This is a genomic window from Erwinia sp. V71, from assembly GCF_965644245.1.
GTDB lineage: Bacteria > Pseudomonadota > Gammaproteobacteria > Enterobacterales > Enterobacteriaceae > Erwinia.
The window spans coordinates 1-16,100 of record NZ_CBFFRK010000099.1 but is presented as its reverse complement, the minus strand read 5'-3'; the positions used below and the strand labels follow the sequence as shown (position 1 = coordinate 16,100).

Below are 16,100 nucleotides of genomic sequence, written 5' to 3'. Positions count from 1 at the left end.
AGGATGTTAAAAAGTGTTCACCATGTCCCCGAACACCTGTCTGCAATGTCCCCGGACCGTACAGTTATGGGGGAGGGTGCCAGGTCCAGGAAGGACGCTAAGGAAACAACAGATCAGCACAGCTCCAGATGAACTTCGTGCTGCTCAATCACTTTCATCACACTGGCAGGCGGCAGCTGGTCGGTATACAGCTGGTCAATCAGGCTCATATTGCCAAGATTCACCATCGCATTGCGGCCAAATTTCGAATGATCTGCCACCAGCATCACGCAGCGCGAATTCTCAATAATCGCCCGTTTGGTGCGCACTTCGTGATAGTCAAACTCCAGCAGCGAACCATCCATATCAATGCCACTGATACCGAGGATGCCGTAATCGAGACGGAACTGGGAGATAAAATCCAGTGTCGCCTCGCCCATAATGCCACCGTCGCGCGTACGCACCTCGCCACCGGCCAGAATCAGGCGGAAGTCAGGCTTCTCCATCAGCAGCACGGCCACATTGAGGTTATTGGTCACCACGCGCAGATTATTGTGATTCAGCAGTGCATACGCCACCGCTTCCGGCGTGGTGCCGATATCAATAAACAGCGTGGCGCCATCCGGGATCTGGCTGGCGACGCGCTGAGCAATGCGCGCCTTTTCCGCCGACCACATCATTTTACGATCCTGCCAGGCAGTATTCTCAGAACTGGATGGCAGTGCGGCGCCGCCGTGATGGCGCTGAATTTTATTCTGATCCGCCAGATCGTTCAGATCGCGGCGGATGGTTTGCGGGCTGACATCGAAATGATCCACCAGCTCTTCGGTACTGACATAGCCCTGACGACGAACCAGATCAATAATGGCGTCGTGACGTTGCGTCTGCTTCACGAAAATCTCCGAACAGTATTGATATTATTTGCGTACTTTATACGTGTCGACGGCGGCCATCGCCAGACCGACCAGCAGCCCGGTCACATGAGCCGCATTAGCGATAGCCAGGCCAAACGCGCCAAAATAGCCAATCACCAGCCACAAAATCGCGAAAGCCATCAGGCCACGCTCAAGGAAAACACCGCTGGCGGGATCGCGCTCGCCGCGCAGCCAGACATAGCCCATCAGGGCATAGACCACACCCGATAAACCGCCAAACCAGATGCCGCTAAACTTCGCCTGCATCCAGCCGCTAAGCAGTGCGGAAATCAGCGCAATCACCACCAGCTTGCCAGTACCCAGCCGCTTCTCTACCGCGCCGCCAAGATACCACCACCACATCACGTTAAAGGCGATATGTAATAGCGAGAAATGCAGCAACGCATGGCTGACCCAGCGCCACACCTGAAAATACTGGCTTTCACTGGCAGGCCATGCCAGCCAGTACAGCATGGTACGGTCGCCGACAATCTGCATCAGGATATAGACCGCCACACAAGCGATCATCACGACCATCGTCAGCGGGCCGGCGCGCTCGCGGATATTGGCGAGAATCGATGACCGCTGGTACTGCAACCCGCTGGCGGTATTGCCGGACTGCCAGCTGGCGTCCTGATAACGCGGATGCAACGGGTCGCGCACAAACTGCTGAAGCTCGTTTTCAACCAGCGCCGCCTGCGATTCATCATCCAGCAGGAGGGTATACGTCTCGCCATGCTCAATGCGCAGCCGCACACCGCGGGTCGCCATATAATCCACAAACGCCTGTGCCAGACGCGGGTTATTGAAATGAGTAATGCGCATCATACCTGCCATCCTTTTACTGTCTGCAATAAGCGCGTTTTGGGGAGAAAATGGTCAGTTACGCTTCGATTAATTGCGGAAACGCCAGTCGCCAGGCCTCAAAACCGCCATCGACACTGTAGACCTGATCGAATCCCTGCGTCAGTAAATACTGCGCGGCGCTCTTGCTGCTGTTGCCGTGATAACACATCACCAGCACCGGCTTACTGTAATCCGTCTGTTGCATAAAGGTGGTAAGAGAGACATTGGTGAGATGGAACGCGCCGGTGGCATGCGCGGCGGCAAAACTGTTCGGATCGCGGATATCGACCATAACCGCGTCGCCTTGCGCCAGACGCGCCTGTGCCTGCTGCACACTGATACATTCAAATTGTTCCATCGGGTTTTCCAGTGATTAATCAATAGCCATTGCCGGTATTGTAACCTGAAGCGGGCCGGCAATAACCCGAAAATAGCGTGGTTATTGCGCTTTTATCAGGTTAATTATGTTACCTGCATCACGCATAAATGTTTTTATTCCGTTAACACTGGCATCAATGTTGGTTTCCGATTACTATTATGCTCGAAAACGAACACATTTGAACAATTCCGAACATCGGAGGAGATGAAGTGGAAACCAAAGACTTGATCGTAATCGGCGGCGGCATCAACGGTGCTGGTATTGCAGTCGATGCAGCAGGACGCGGACTGTCTGTGCTCATGCTGGAAGCGCAAGACCTGGCATCCGCAACCTCTTCCGCCAGTTCAAAACTGATTCACGGTGGCCTGCGCTACCTTGAACACTACGAATTCCGCCTGGTCAGCGAAGCGCTGGCCGAACGCGAAGTGCTGCTGAAAATGGCGCCACATATCGCCTTCCCGATGCGCTTTCGCCTGCCACACCGCCCACATCTGCGTCCATCGTGGATGATCCGCGCAGGCCTGTTCCTGTACGATCACCTCGGCAAACGTACCAGCCTGCCAGGCAGTAAAGGGTTGCGTTTTGGCGCAGAATCAGTACTAAAACCTGAAATCGTGCGCGGTTTCGAATATTCCGACTGCTGGGTTGATGATGCGCGTCTGGTTGTGCTGAATGCGCAGGAAGTGGTGAAACACGGCGGTGAAGTACGAACCCGTACCCGCGTCACCCGCGCATGGCGTGAAAATGGCCTGTGGATGGTGGAAGCCGAAGATATCGACAGCGGTAAAACCTACACCTGGCGCGCCAAAGGTCTGGTCAACGCGACGGGCCCGTGGGTGAAACAGCTGTTTGACGACGGCCTGAAACTGAAATCACCGTATGGCATTCGTCTGATCAAAGGCAGCCATATTGTCGTGCCACGTGTCCACACCCAGAAGCAGGCCTACATTCTGCAGAACGAAGATCATCGTATCGTGTTCGTCATTCCCTGGCTGGATGAGTTTTCGATCATCGGCACCACCGATGTCGAATATAAAGGCGATCCGAAAGACGTCAAAATCGACGACAACGAGATCGACTATCTGCTGAAAGTGTACAACGCGCACTTCACCAAACAGCTGGTACGCGACGATATCGTCTGGACCTATTCCGGTGTGCGCCCGCTGTGTGATGACGAATCGGATTCACCACAGGCCATCACCCGTGATTACACGCTGGATGTGCATGATGAAGCAGGCCAGGCACCGCTGCTGTCGGTCTTTGGCGGCAAACTGACCACCTACCGTAAACTGGCCGAACATGCGCTGGAAAAACTGGCGAAATACTACCCGGGCATCGGTGCTGCGTGGACGCGCAACTGCGTCCTGCCGGGCGGTGATATTGCCGGCACGCGTGAAGATTACGCAGCCAGCCTGCGTCGCCGTTACAGCTTTATCAGCGAAGGCATGGCGCGCCACTATGCACGCACTTACGGCAGTAACACGGAGCTGTTACTGAAAGATGCCCGCAGCCTGGAAGACCTGGGTGAGCACTTCGGCCATGACTTCTATGAAGCCGAACTGCGCTACCTGGTGCAGCATGAATGGGTGCGTGGTCTGGATGATGCCATCTGGCGTCGTACCAAACTGGGAATGTGGCTGACTGAAGAGCAGCAGGCGCGTGTCAGTGCCTGGCTGGCGGAGCACCAGAAAAGCCCGGAGTTGTCTCTGGCATCATAAACTGACGGGCAGCACCATGCTGCCCGCTTTTTACAGTATGTCTAAACGCAAAAAACCCCGCTTAGTCGCGGGGCTTTTTGCTTTGCAGACGACGGCTTAGCGAGGGCAGCGTCTTTAGACGCTACAAGCGAATCGGCGAAATATGCCAGATCTCATCGGCATACTCCTGAATAGTGCGATCCGACGAGAAGTAGCCCATCTCTGCAATATTCAGTGCAGCACGTCGCTGCCACTCGTCCGGGTGACGATACAGCTCATCCACCTTATCCTGGGTATTCACATAGCTGCGGTAATCGGCCAGCAGCTGATAGTGGTCCCCCAGATTCACCAGTGAATCAAACAGATCACGATACCGGCCGGGTTCCTGCGGACTGAATACCCCGGTGGCGATCTGCGTCAGCGCCTGACGTAATTCCGCATCTTCATCATAATATTGATGCGAGTTGTAGCCATTACGCCGCAGCGCCTCGACCTGTGGCGTGGTATTGCCGAAGATAAAGATATTCTCTTTGCCGACATGCTCCAGCATCTCAACGTTAGCGCCATCCAGCGTACCGATCGTCAGTGCACCATTCAGCGCAAACTTCATATTACTGGTGCCCGACGCCTCCGTACCCGCCAGCGAAATCTGCTCGGAAAGATCCGCTGCCGGAATGATGATCTGCGCCAGGCTCACGCCATAGTTAGGAATAAACACCACCTTCAGCTTATTCTTCACCTGTGGATCGCTGTTGATCACCTTCGCCACATCATTGATTAAATGGATAATATGCTTCGCCATATAGTATGCCGACGCCGCTTTACCGGCGAAGATATTGACGCGCGGCACCCATTTCGCATTCGGATCGGCCTTAATGCGGTTATAACGCGTGATCACATGCAGCACGTTCAGCAGCTGGCGCTTGTACTCATGAATACGTTTGATCTGCACATCAAACAGCGCATGCGGGTCCAGCACCACATCAAGGTTTTTCGCCACCCAGTCCGCCAGACGTTTTTTATTCGCCAGCTTGGCATCAGCGATCTGCTCGATAAAAGTCGGATAATCAATATGCTGTTTGATCTCCCTCAGCTCACTGAGATCGGTGCGCCAGGTACGGCCAATGGTTTCATCCAGCACGTTTGATAATGGCGGATTGGCCAGCGCCAGCCAGCGACGTGGCGTCACACCGTTGGTTTTATTACAGAAACGGCCCGGGAACAGGCGGGCAAAATCAGCAAACAACGACTGCACCATCAGATTCGAGTGCAGCTCCGACACGCCATTAACTTTGTGGCTGGCAACCACCGCCAGCCAGGCCATACGGATCTGGCGGCCATGGTTCTCATCGATAATCGAGATGCGCGACAACAGTTCCCAGTCATCCGGGTAATAATCCTGAATGGTTTTCAGGAAGTAATCGTTAATATCAAAGATAATCTGCAGATGACGCGGCAGGATTTTGCCAATCATATCCACCGGCCAGGTTTCCAGCGCCTCGCTCATCAGCGTGTGGTTGGTGTACGAGAACACCTGACAGGTCACTTCAAAGGCATCATCCCAGCTGTATTTGTGTTCATCAATCAGCAGGCGCATCAGCTCCGGGATCGCCAGCACCGGGTGGGTGTCATTCAGATGAATGGCGATTTTATCCGGCAGGTTTTCAAAGGTCTGATGCATCGTCCAGTGACGATGGAGAATATCCTGCACCGTCGCCGAAACAAGGAAGTACTCCTGACGCAGACGTAACTCACGCCCGGAATAAGTGGAATCATCCGGATAAAGCACACGCGATACGTTTTCCGAATGGTTCTTATCCTCTACTGCGGCAAAGTAGTCACCCTGGTTAAATTTACCCAGATTGATTTCGTTACTCGCCTGCGCGCCCCACAAACGCAGGGTATTGGTGGCATCAGTATCGAAACCGGGGATAATCTGGTCATAGGCCATCGCCAGCACTTCCTCGGTTTCCACCCAATTGGCGCGTGCACCTTCATGCTGGATGCGGCCGCCGAAACGTACCTTATAACGGGTGTTAAAACGCTGGAACTCCCACGGGTTACCATATTCCAGCCAGTAATCCGGCGACTCCGCCTGACGCCCGTCAATAATGTTCTGCTTGAACATACCGTAGTCATAACGGATGCCGTAACCCCGCCCCGGCAGCGCCAGTGTCGCCAGCGAATCGAGGAAGCAGGCCGCCAGACGCCCCAGGCCGCCATTGCCCAGTCCCGGATCGTTCTCCTCTTCCATCAGCTCTGCGAGGTCAAAACCCATCTCCTCCAGCGCTTTGTTGATATCGTCATAGATACCCATCGCCAGCAGTGCATTGGACAGGGTGCGCCCCATCAGAAACTCCATCGACAGGTAGTACACCTGGCGCACTTCCTGCGACAGCTGTGCGCGATTAGAGCGCAGCCAGCGCTCGACCATACGGTCGCGAACGGCCAGCAGCGTGGCGTTCAGCCACTCATGCTTATTGGCGATAGAAGGATCTTTGCCCAGCGTAAACATCAGTTTATAGGCAATAGAGTTTTTCAGAGCTTCGACACTCAGCGTCGGTGAGGCATAGGTGAAAGGTGCGTTCATATCAAGTATCCCATATCCTGGTTACAGCAAGCGTTGATAAAGATCGCGATAGGCAAGTGCCGCCACCTGCCAGCTAAAATCCATCCCCATCGCCTGACGCTGGACATAACGCCAAAGTGAAGGACGGGACCACAACACAAATGCACGCCGGATCGCCCTCAGCAGCGACCAGGCATTACTGTCTTCAAAGGTGAAGCCACTGGCGATGCCATCCGCCAGGTTCTCCAGGGAACTGTCGTTGACGGTATCCGCTAAGCCGCCGGTACGTCGCACCAGCGGCAGCGTGCCATATTTCAGGCCATACAGTTGCGTCAGACCGCAAGGCTCGAAACGGCTGGGCACCATAATCACATCCGCCCCGCCCATAATGCGGTGGGAAAAGGCTTCGTGATAACCAATCTGTACACCGACATAGCCCGGATTCTCTGCCGCGGCGGCAAGGAATCCCTGCTGTAATTCCGCATCACCCGCGCCGAGCAACACCAGTTGCCCGCCCTGCTCCAGTAAACCGGGCAGCGCTTCCAGTACCAGGTCCAGCCCTTTCTGCCGGGTTAAGCGGCTGACCACAGCAAACACCGGCACTTTGTCATCGACCCGCAGCCCCATGGCGATTTGCAGCTGGCGCTTGTTTTCCGCTTTCGCTTCCAGCGAGTCCTGGTGATAACGCGAACTCAGCAGCAGATCGTGTTTGGGATGCCAGATGGTCGGGTCGACGCCATTCAGAATGCCGCTCAGCCGCCCTTCACGTAAACGCTGCAGCAGCAGCGCCTCCATCCCATAACCATACTCCGGCTGGGTAATCTCGTGGGCATAAGTAGGGCTGACCGCCGTAATATGATCGGCATAGTACAACCCGGCTTTCAGGTACGATATTTGCCCATAGAACTCCAGCCCGTGCATATTAAAAAACGCCCCTGGCAGCTGAATCTGTTCCAGATGGTGGGCCGAAAACAGCCCCTGATAAGCCAGATTATGGACGGTAAATACCGATTTTGCCGGACGACCGCGCGCCGCCAGATACGCGCAGGTCAGTCCGGCATGCCAGTCATGGGCGTGTACCACGTCCGGACGCCAGAACGTATCCAGCCCGCATGCCAGTTCACAACCCATCCAGCCCAGCAGCGCGAAGCGCAGATAATTATCCGTATAGGAATACTGGTTCTCATCGTGGTAAGGGCTGCCGGGACGATCGTACAACCCTTGTGCTTCAATCAGATAAATGCCGACACCGTTAAAGTGTCCGTAATGCAGGCGAACAGGACCGGCAAAGGTTTGCAGCTCCGCGACCACTTCCGTATGGGGTATGCCTTTGCGCAGGTCAGGAAACATCGGGATCAGCACCCGTGCATCCGTCCCTTCTGCTATCTGCGCGGCGGGTAATGCCCCGACCACATCCGCCAAACCTCCAGTTTTGAGTAGCGGAAAAAGTTCTGAACAGACATGTAAAACCTGCATTCTCGACTCCTTTAACGTTGCACTGACGCATTCCTCTGCATCGATAGCAATAACCCCTTTCGTCGGTTAGCTCGTGGTGCCAGCCAGTTTGGCCAGCATCGTGCGCGTAACCAGTACGATCCCCTCTTCTGAACGATAAAACCGGCGACTGTCTTCATCCGGGTTCTCACCAATCACCATCCCTTCCGGGAGGGTACAGGCGCGATCAATCACGCAGCGGCGCAGGCGGCATGAACGCCCGACCACCACGTCCGGAAGCAACACGGAGGAATCAATATTGCAGAATGAATTCACCCGCACGCGCGGGAACAACACCGAATGCACCACCACGGAACCGGAAATAATGCAGCCGCCGGAAACCAGTGAATTCATGGTCATGCCATGACTGCCCGAGCGATCCTGGACAAACTTCGCCGGTGGCAGCTGCTCCATCTGAGTACGAATCGGCCAGTCCTGGTCATACATATCCAGCTCCGGCGTGACCGACGCCAGATCGAGATTGGCGCGCCAGTAAGCTTCCAGCGTCCCGACATCACGCCAGTACGGCGGCGCGGTATCATCGCTTTGTACGCAGGAGAGATTGAAGGAGTGAGCGTAAGCTTCACCGCTGGCGACAATTTTAGGCAGCAGATCTTTACCAAAGTCGTGGCTGGAGTTGGCCTGCTGCAAATCTTCTTCCAGCAGCTGATAAAGGTAATCGGCGTTAAACACGTAGATGCCCATGCTGGCTAATGCCTGGCTGTCATCACTCGGCATCGACGGCGGGCTGGCCGGTTTTTCCACAAAGGCGGTGACTTTATTATCGTTATCGACGGCCATCACGCCGAACGCAGTGGCCTCTTCTACCGGCACCGGAATACAGGCGATGGTGCAGCGTGCATGGTGGGTAACGTGATCCAGCAGCATGCGCGAATAGTCCATTTTATAGATATGATCGCCTGCCAGAATCACGATGTACTGCGCGTTGTAGCGCCGAATGATGTCGAGATTTTGCGTCACCGCATCCGCCGTGCCGCGATACCAGCTCTCCGTCGAGAAGCGCTGCTGTGCCGGCAGTAGATCGACGAATTCATTCATCTCTTCATTAAACACTGACCAGCCGCGCTGGATATGCTGCACCAGGGTGTGCGACTGGTATTGGGTGATCACGCCAATACGGCGGATCCCGGAGTTAATGCAGTTGGAGAGGGCAAAGTCGATAATGCGAAACTTACCGCCAAAATGCACCGCAGGTTTGGCGCGTTTTGCTGTCAGATCCCGCAGGCGCGTACCGCGCCCGCCAGCCAGGATCAGGGTTACCGTTTGCGTCGGCAGTTGCCGTGCCAGCATCAGATGATCGGCTCTTTCTAACTGGACCATGTCTGACTCCTCATTGGTGCTTGTGGAATACGCTCACGCCACGCGCGGGCCCATGCCAGACAGTTGAGAGGATCGGGTTATCATCCCCGGCAAACGGGGGAATGGCTTGCCACTCCCCATCTGGAAGTGCGATGTCGTTTACGTGTTCAGTGGCATTGATGGTGATGAGCCAACGGCCGGAAAGCAGGATCTGCATGCAATGCGGCCCCCGCTTCCACTCGTCACTACGCAGTGGCCGCCCGTCGGCATTCAGCCACTGGACATTGCCGTCCCCTTCCTGCCACCACTGATCCTGCTGCAGCGCCGGGATCTGGCGGCGCAACTGAATCAGAGCGGCAGTGAATTCGAACAATCCGTTATCAGCATTTTGCCAGTCCAGCCAGGTCAGAGAATTATCCTGGCAGTAAGCATTGTTATTCCCCTGCTGGCTGTGACCATGTTCGTCACCGGCCAGCAGCATTGGTGTGCCCTGCGCCAGCAGCAGTGATGTCAGCAGTGCCTGCTGGCTGCGCTGACGGCGCTCCAGCACATTCAGCGACACCTTCAGCCCCTCACTGCCGTGATTATGGCTGAAGTTGGTGCTGTTGCCATCGCGGTTCTCTTCGCCATTGGCTTCGTTATGTTTGCGTTCAAAGCTCACCACATCACGCAGGGTAAAACCGTCGTGGGCGGTGATCAGATTGATACTGGCCGAAGGCGGGCGACCGCTGAGCTGGAACACATCACTGGACGCCGCGAAACGGCGGGCAAAGTCGCCTTTACTGATATCGCCAAACAGCCAGAAGCGGCGCATCGCGTCACGGAAATGGTCGTTCCATTCCGTAAACGGATCAGGGAAATTACCCACCTGATAGCCGCCCGGGCCAATATCCCACGGCTCGGCAATCAGTTTTACCTGCGACAGCAGCGGAGCAGCCTGCATCGCGCGTAACAGCTCCGCCTGTGGATCGAACGCTGGTGTGCGCCCCAGCACCGTGGCTAAATCGAAACGGAAGCCATCCACATGGCACACCTCCACCCAGTAGCGCAGGCAATCCAGCGTCCACTGCAGCACCTGCGGCTGGCTGAGGTTCAGCGTGTTACCGCAGCCAGTCCAGTTATGGTAATCCCCGTTTTCGGTCAGCCAGTAATAGCTCTTATTGTCGACACCGCGCAGCGACAGGGTTGGCCCCAGTTCGGCTTCCAGCTCAGCGGTGTGGTTAAACACCACATCCAGTACCACTTCGATCCCGGCGCGGTGCAGCGCTTTCACCGCCTGCTGAAACTCCTGCAACGGCGGGCAGCTGGCAACGCCGGAGGCATAACGCCCGTCCAGCGCCCACGGCGTCAGCGGGTTATAACCCCAATAGTTACTCAGCCCGAGGCGCTGTAAACGCGGCTCGCTGGCGAAACTGGCGACCGGCAGCAGCTCCAGTGTGGTAATGCCCAGCCGTTTGAAATAGTCGATCATCACCGGATGACCAAGCGCAGCGTAACTGCCGCGCAGATCCTGCGGGATATCCGGGTGCAGCTTTGTCAGGCCACGGACATGCGCTTCATAGATCACCGTTGAACCCCATGGCACACGCGGCGGCACATCGTTTTCCCAGTCGAATGTCTCGTTCACCACCACACTTTTCGGTGCCAGCGCGGCCGTATCGCGCGGATCAGGCTCAACATCACCACACAGCAGCATCTCATCATCCGGTACATCGCCCGCCACACCACGCGCACAAGGGTCGACCAGCAATTTCGCCGGATTAAAGCGGTGCCCGGCGCGTGGCTGCCATGGCCCATGCACGCGATAACCATAACGCTGCCCGGGCTGAATATCCGGCAGCCAGCCATGCCAGGTATCGCCGGTACGCGCCGTCAGCACGTAACGCGTTTCCCGCCCCAGCTCATCAAACAGGCACAGTTCCACCCGTTCGGCATGGTGCGAAAACAGCGTGAAATTCACCCCTTTACCGTCGTAAAACGCGCCTGGTGGTGACGCGCGCCCCGGTTGCATCACGCTCATTCCCCCTCCCTCATCAGCCAGACAGTGGCTAATGGCGGCAGCGTCACACTCAACGAATGCTGGCGCTGATGGCTGGCTATCGGCTGGCTGTGCAGCTCGCCGTTGGCCGTGTTGCTGCCGTGATAATGGCCGGAATCAGTATTGATGATTTCGCGCCAGCGCCCCGGCTGATTAATGCCGAAGCGATACTGATGGCGCGGCACCAGCGTAAAGTTTGCCGCCACAATAATCTCGTTGCCGTCACGATCGCGGCGCAGAAAGACAAAAACCGAATTCTCATGATCGTTGACCACCAGCCATTCAAAGCCCTCGCTGTCGAAATCGAGCTGATGCATCGCTTTATGGTGGCGATAGGTGAAGTTGAGGTCGCGCACCAGCCGCTGCACGCCGTTATGCCAGTTGTCTTCCCCTTCCAGCAGATGCCAGTCGAGGCTGCTGTCATGGTTCCATTCGCGTCCCTGGGCAAACTCATTGCCCATAAACAGCAGCTTTTTGCCGGGAAATGCCCACATCCAGCCGTAATAGGCGCGCAAATTGGCGAACTTCTGCCAGGCATCGCCCGGCATGCGATCGAGAATGGAACGCTTGCCATGCACCACTTCATCGTGTGACAACGGCAGCACAAAGTTTTCGCTGTAGTTGTACAGCATGCCGAAGGTCATCAGATTATGGTGATAGCGACGGTGTACCGGGTCATGCTTCATATAGTCGAGGGTGTCGTGCATCCAGCCGAGATTCCATTTAAACCAGAATCCCAGCCCGCCCATCTCCGCAGGACGCGATACGCCGGGATAATCCGTCGACTCCTCCGCCAGCGTCACCGAGCCGGGCGCCTCCTGCCCCAGCGTGCGGTTGGTATAACGCAGAAAAGAGACCGCTTCGAGGTTCTCGCGGCCGCCATACTCATTCGGCACCCACTCACCTTCCGCCCGGCTGTAGTCGCGGTAAATCATGGAGGCGACCGCATCGACGCGCAGACCATCAATGCCAAAACGTTCGATCCAGTACAACGCGTTACCCGCAAGGTAGTTACTCACCTCACGGCGGCCAAAGTTGTAAATCAGTGTATTCCAGTCCTGGTGATACCCTTCACGCGGGTCGTAATGTTCGTACAGGCTGCTGCCATCAAATCTGGCGAGGCCGAAATCATCGGAGGGGAAATGGCCTGGCACCCAGTCGAGCAGCACATTCAGCCCGGCATCATGCGCGGCGGCGATAAAATTACGGAAATCATCACGAGTGCCAAAGCGGCGCGTCGGCGCATACAGTCCCAGCGGCTGATAGCCCCAGCTGCCATCAAACGGATGTTCGTTAATCGGCAGCAGTTCAATATGAGTGAAGCCCATCTCTTTTACATAGGGCACCAGCTGTTCCGCCAGCTCTTTGTAGCTCAGCCAGAAATGGTTATCGGTGTGGCGACGCCAGGAACCGAGATGCACCTCGTAAATGCTGATCGGCGCATCAAAGGCGTTGGCCGCCTTACGCTCGGGTTTCATCTCCACTTTTGGCGGCAGGCTGCAGATCATGGAAGCGGTCTGTGGTCGCATCTGCGCTTCAAAGGCGTAGGGGTCCGCTTTGATGCGCAGCTCTCCCGCGACATCAAGCAGTTCGAATTTGTACAGCTGGCCCGGACGCGCCGCCGGAACAAACAGCTCCCAGATGCCGGTTTCACGACGAAAACGCATCGGATGGCGACGGCCATCCCAGTAGTTAAATTCCCCCACCACCGAGACACGCTGCGCATTCGGTGCCCAGACGGCAAAACGGGTGCCGATCACCCCGTCAATGACCTCACTGTGCGCGCCCAGGGTTTCATAGGGCCGTAAATGCGTGCCTTCCGCCAGCAGCCAGCTGTCCACCTCTTCCAGCAACGTGCCAAAGCGATAGGCGTCATCAATCAGATTCTGTTCACCATGCCAGACCACCGCCAGCTGGTAACGAAAAGGATTTTTCCGCCGCGGAATGACGGCGCTAAAAAAACCACGTGCATCAAGACATTGCAGCTGAACGCATTTACGCCCGGTACGGGTTTCAATCACCCACACTTCAGACGCATCAGGCAGCAGAGCGCGTACCTCCAGCCCGGCGCTGGTTTGGTGCATTCCCAGTAGCGCGAAAGGATCGGCATAATGACCGGCAATAATGGCATTAATCGCATGGCGATCGGGTAGCTCAGACATGACTTCTTCCTGTGACATTTGGCAGACAAACCGATCGATAGCGCCGATCAATTGCCGCTCTGCATTGAGCCATCAGCACGCAGGCAGGGAGGAGATCCATCCGCTGGAACAAAAGCCGTACCCGCGCACAAATTCACTTCAACTGGAAAAACAAAAGGCAAAAATCACTGCATCATTTCTAAGCATAGCCAGGTCAAACAATTAGCTAGTTAAGAATGCATAAAATAATTTCTGTTAAGACGAAAAGAGATGAAGCGGGACAAAACAGGAACACAGAAGAGATGTTCCAGGACAGCACAGACAACCGCGGCACTAAGCTGAGGTGCCATTATCATCACGAACAGACGATCAAAGTGTGTATTCAGGGGAAATACCCTGATGGCTCCGGAGCGGAGTGGTCGCCCGGTGTATTTCGCACCACAAGGCAACCGGTTTTCAGTCACGGACCCGGCAAGCCAGGTCCGTGAGCGGGCATCAATCCACCAGCAGACGCAGCATACGACGCAGCGGTTCCGCCGCGCCCCACAACAGCTGATCGCCGACCGTAAATGCCGACAGATACTCAGGACCCATATTCAGTTTACGCAGACGGCCAACTGGCGTGGTCAGCGTACCGGTGACAGCAGCCGGGGTCAGTTCACGCATGGTGATCTCACGATCGTTCGGCACCACTTTCACCCAGTCATTATGCGCCGCCAGCATCTGTTCGATTTCCGGCAGTGAGACATCTTTTTTCAGCTTCAGGGTGAATGCCTGGCTGTGGCAGCGCAGCGCGCCGACACGCACACACAGGCCATCAACCGGGATAACGCTGGAGGTGCTCAGGATCTTGTTGGTTTCGGCCTGGCCTTTCCACTCTTCGCGGCTCTGGCCGTTCTCCAGCTGTTTGTCGATCCATGGGATCAGGCTGCCCGCCAGCGGCACGCCAAAGTTATCCACTGGCAGTGAGCCGGAACGGGTCAGGTCAGTGACTTTACGTTCGATATCGAGGATCGCTGAAGCCGGGTTCGCCAGCTCAGTGGCCACATGGCCGTGCAGCTGTCCCATCTGGCTCAGCAGTTCACGCATATGACGCGCACCGCCGCCGGATGCCGCCTGATAGGTCGCGACCGATGCCCACTCTACCAGGTTATTGGCAAACAGGCCGCCGAGCGACATCAGCATCAGGCTGACCGTACAGTTACCGCCGACAAAGGTTTTAATGCCTTTATCCAGCCCGTCACGGATCACATGCAGGTTAACCGGGTCGAGGATAATGATCGCATCATCCTTCATACGCAGCGAAGAAGCGGCGTCGATCCAGTAGCCCTGCCAGCCGCTGGCACGCAATTTTGGATACACTTCAGTGGTATAGTCGCCACCCTGACAGGTGATAATGATATCCAGTGCTTTCAGCGCCTCAATATCATAGGCATCCTGCAGTTTACCGGCAGACTGGCCGCCGAACTGCGGTGCATCAGCACCGAGCTGGGAGGTAGAGAAGAACACCGGACGAATCACATCAAAGTCACGTTCTTCTACCATACGCTGCATTAATACTGACCCGACCATGCCGCGCCAGCCAACCAGACCTACATTTTTCATCGTTAAACCTTTGTTCCGGGCTGTCAATTTAAGGAATATGATATCACCTTACAAAATGCAGCAAATTCGGCAAGTGAATTAAATCGATGAGTGGCCATTTTTCAGCAGCATGGCTTATAACGCTGCCGTTCGCACAGGAAGAAGAGAAGTATAACGATGAGTGAGATGATCTCCGCGACAATATTATTGTTGCTTATTATGGATCCGCTGGGCAATTTGCCGATTTTTATGTCGGTTTTAAAGCATCTGGAGCCGAAACGTCGGCGGGTGGTGCTGATACGCGAGCTGCTGATCGCGCTGGTGATTATGCTGTTGTTCCTGTTCGCCGGGGAAAAAATTCTGACTTTCCTTAACCTGCGCACCGAGACGGTTTCGATTTCGGGCGGCATCATCCTGTTTCTGATCGCCATCAAAATGATTTTCCCGTCCAATGAAAGCAGCAGTAGCGGTTTACCGGTGGGGGAAGAGCCGTTTCTGGTGCCGCTGGCGATCCCGCTGGTGGCTGGCCCTTCACTGCTGGCCAGCCTGATGCTGCTGTCGCACCAGTATCCTAATCAGATGGGACATCTGGTGGTGGCGCTGATGATTGCCTGGGGCATCACCGTGACCATTTTACTGCTGTCTGGCCTGTTTTTACGCCTGCTGGGCGCGAAAGGCGTCAATGCGCTGGAGCGTTTAATGGGACTGATTTTGATTATGCTGGCTACCCAGATGTTCCTTGATGGTATTCGGGTGTATCTGAAGCTGTAGCAGCATACCTGTGACCCGGCAGCCAGGCGCTGCCGGACACCGTTACCGCCCTTTCAGCCGCAGCGAGACAAATATCAGTTGTTCAAGCTGTGGCACTATCCCCGGAAACCGGCCTTCAGCAATATCAGCAAGCGAACTGAAAGTGCCCGGATAAACCATGACATTCACACCATCAGCCACCAGACAGGAAAATATCGCAAACTCTTCCAGAAAATAGTCAGCAGAACGCATGATTCTCGCCGCCAGTTCCCCGGAGGGTAAGTTTCCCCAATATTTTTCATGATACTTTCGGCTAAGGAAGGTGCGATTTAATCGGTGGGGTTCAGTGGAGTCCTTAGCTGTATTAGCCTTACCTTAGCTGAGCTGTA

12 protein-coding genes are annotated in these 16,100 nt (G+C 55.6%); 2 read left to right on the top strand and 10 right to left on the bottom strand.

The annotated features are described in order from the left end of the window. Nucleotides 1-113: 113 nt before the first annotated feature. Genes ACSZO1_RS17095 through glpE form a run of 3 tightly spaced genes read right to left on the bottom strand, consistent with a single transcriptional unit; the run spans nucleotide 114 to nucleotide 2,097 of the window. Nucleotides 114-872: a DeoR/GlpR family transcriptional regulator gene (locus ACSZO1_RS17095; protein ID WP_437614718.1), complete on the bottom strand. Its 759-nt coding sequence runs from the start codon at nucleotides 870-872 to the stop codon at nucleotides 114-116. 24 nt (nucleotides 873-896) lie between these two features. Beyond that, nucleotides 897-1,718 (bottom strand): rhomboid family intramembrane serine protease GlpG, encoded by an 822-nt coding sequence (gene glpG, locus ACSZO1_RS17090; RefSeq protein ID WP_437614719.1) that lies wholly within the window; start codon nucleotides 1,716-1,718, stop codon nucleotides 897-899. Nucleotides 1,719-1,776: 58 nt separating this feature from the next. After that, a complete protein-coding gene (gene glpE / locus ACSZO1_RS17085) occupies nucleotides 1,777-2,097 on the bottom strand; it encodes a thiosulfate sulfurtransferase GlpE (RefSeq protein WP_437614716.1) in 321 nt (106 codons plus the stop codon). Nucleotides 2,098-2,327: 230 nt separating this feature from the next. Between glpE and glpD the strand changes: the two genes are divergently transcribed. Further along, nucleotides 2,328-3,836: a glycerol-3-phosphate dehydrogenase gene (gene glpD / locus ACSZO1_RS17080; protein WP_437614714.1), complete on the top strand. Its 1,509-nt coding sequence runs from the start codon at nucleotides 2,328-2,330 to the stop codon at nucleotides 3,834-3,836. Nucleotides 3,837-3,957: 121 nt separating this feature from the next. On the opposite strand, the gene glgP is transcribed toward glpD, so the two are convergent. The 6 genes from glgP to asd form a co-directional block, all read right to left on the bottom strand. Continuing rightward, on the bottom strand, nucleotides 3,958-6,405 hold the full coding sequence (gene glgP / locus ACSZO1_RS17075; RefSeq protein ID WP_437614712.1) for a glycogen phosphorylase: 2,448 nt from the start codon (nucleotides 6,403-6,405) through the stop codon (nucleotides 3,958-3,960). A gap of 21 nt (nucleotides 6,406-6,426) precedes the next feature. Continuing rightward, nucleotides 6,427-7,860, bottom strand: coding sequence for a glycogen synthase GlgA (gene glgA / locus ACSZO1_RS17070; protein ID WP_437614710.1), 1,434 nt, complete (start codon nucleotides 7,858-7,860; stop codon nucleotides 6,427-6,429). Nucleotides 7,861-7,926: 66 nt separating this feature from the next. After that, complete coding sequence (gene glgC, locus ACSZO1_RS17065) at nucleotides 7,927-9,219, bottom strand: glucose-1-phosphate adenylyltransferase (protein ID WP_437614707.1); 1,293 nt, start codon at nucleotides 9,217-9,219, stop codon at nucleotides 7,927-7,929. 10 nt (nucleotides 9,220-9,229) lie between these two features. Further along, on the bottom strand, nucleotides 9,230-11,218 hold the full coding sequence (glgX, locus tag ACSZO1_RS17060; RefSeq protein WP_437614705.1) for a glycogen debranching protein GlgX: 1,989 nt from the start codon (nucleotides 11,216-11,218) through the stop codon (nucleotides 9,230-9,232). Then, a complete protein-coding gene (glgB, locus tag ACSZO1_RS17055) occupies nucleotides 11,215-13,398 on the bottom strand; it encodes a 1,4-alpha-glucan branching enzyme (RefSeq protein WP_437614703.1) in 2,184 nt (727 codons plus the stop codon). The genes glgX and glgB overlap by 4 nt, the downstream gene beginning before the upstream one ends. A gap of 474 nt (nucleotides 13,399-13,872) precedes the next feature. Continuing rightward, nucleotides 13,873-14,982 carry an aspartate-semialdehyde dehydrogenase gene (gene asd / locus ACSZO1_RS17050; protein WP_437614701.1) on the bottom strand — a complete coding sequence of 370 codons (1,110 nt, stop codon included), beginning with the start codon at nucleotides 14,980-14,982 and terminating at the stop codon, nucleotides 13,873-13,875. 156 nt (nucleotides 14,983-15,138) lie between these two features. Here asd and ACSZO1_RS17045 point away from each other — a divergent pair, with 156 nt between their 5' ends. Next, nucleotides 15,139-15,732, top strand: coding sequence for a YhgN family NAAT transporter (locus ACSZO1_RS17045; RefSeq protein ID WP_437614699.1), 594 nt, complete (start codon nucleotides 15,139-15,141; stop codon nucleotides 15,730-15,732). Nucleotides 15,733-15,774: 42 nt separating this feature from the next. Here the strand turns inward: ACSZO1_RS17045 and ACSZO1_RS17040 are convergent, their stop codons facing one another. Beyond that, nucleotides 15,775-15,963, bottom strand: coding sequence for a hypothetical protein (locus ACSZO1_RS17040; protein WP_437614697.1), 189 nt, complete (start codon nucleotides 15,961-15,963; stop codon nucleotides 15,775-15,777). Between the last annotated feature and the right edge of the window lie 137 nt (nucleotides 15,964-16,100).

Bases quoted from the DNA above. Each gene is read 5' to 3' on its own strand.
- asd (WP_437614701.1), bottom strand. From the start codon at position 14,982: ATGAAAAATGTAGGTCTGGTTGGCTGGCGCGGCATGGTCGGGTCAGTA.
- ACSZO1_RS17040 (WP_437614697.1), bottom strand. From the start codon at position 15,963: ATGCGTTCTGCTGACTATTTTCTGGAAGAGTTTGCGATATTTTCCTGT.
- glgA (WP_437614710.1), bottom strand. From the start codon at position 7,860: ATGCAGGTTTTACATGTCTGTTCAGAACTTTTTCCGCTACTCAAAACT.
- glgB (WP_437614703.1), bottom strand. From the start codon at position 13,398: ATGTCTGAGCTACCCGATCGCCATGCGATTAATGCCATTATTGCCGGT.
- ACSZO1_RS17045 (WP_437614699.1), top strand. From the start codon at position 15,139: ATGAGTGAGATGATCTCCGCGACAATATTATTGTTGCTTATTATGGAT.
- glpG (WP_437614719.1), bottom strand. From the start codon at position 1,718: ATGCGCATTACTCATTTCAATAACCCGCGTCTGGCACAGGCGTTTGTG.
- glpE (WP_437614716.1), bottom strand. From the start codon at position 2,097: ATGGAACAATTTGAATGTATCAGTGTGCAGCAGGCACAGGCGCGTCTG.
- glgC (WP_437614707.1), bottom strand. From the start codon at position 9,219: ATGGTCCAGTTAGAAAGAGCCGATCATCTGATGCTGGCACGGCAACTG.
- glgX (WP_437614705.1), bottom strand. From the start codon at position 11,218: ATGAGCGTGATGCAACCGGGGCGCGCGTCACCACCAGGCGCGTTTTAC.
- glgP (WP_437614712.1), bottom strand. From the start codon at position 6,405: ATGAACGCACCTTTCACCTATGCCTCACCGACGCTGAGTGTCGAAGCT.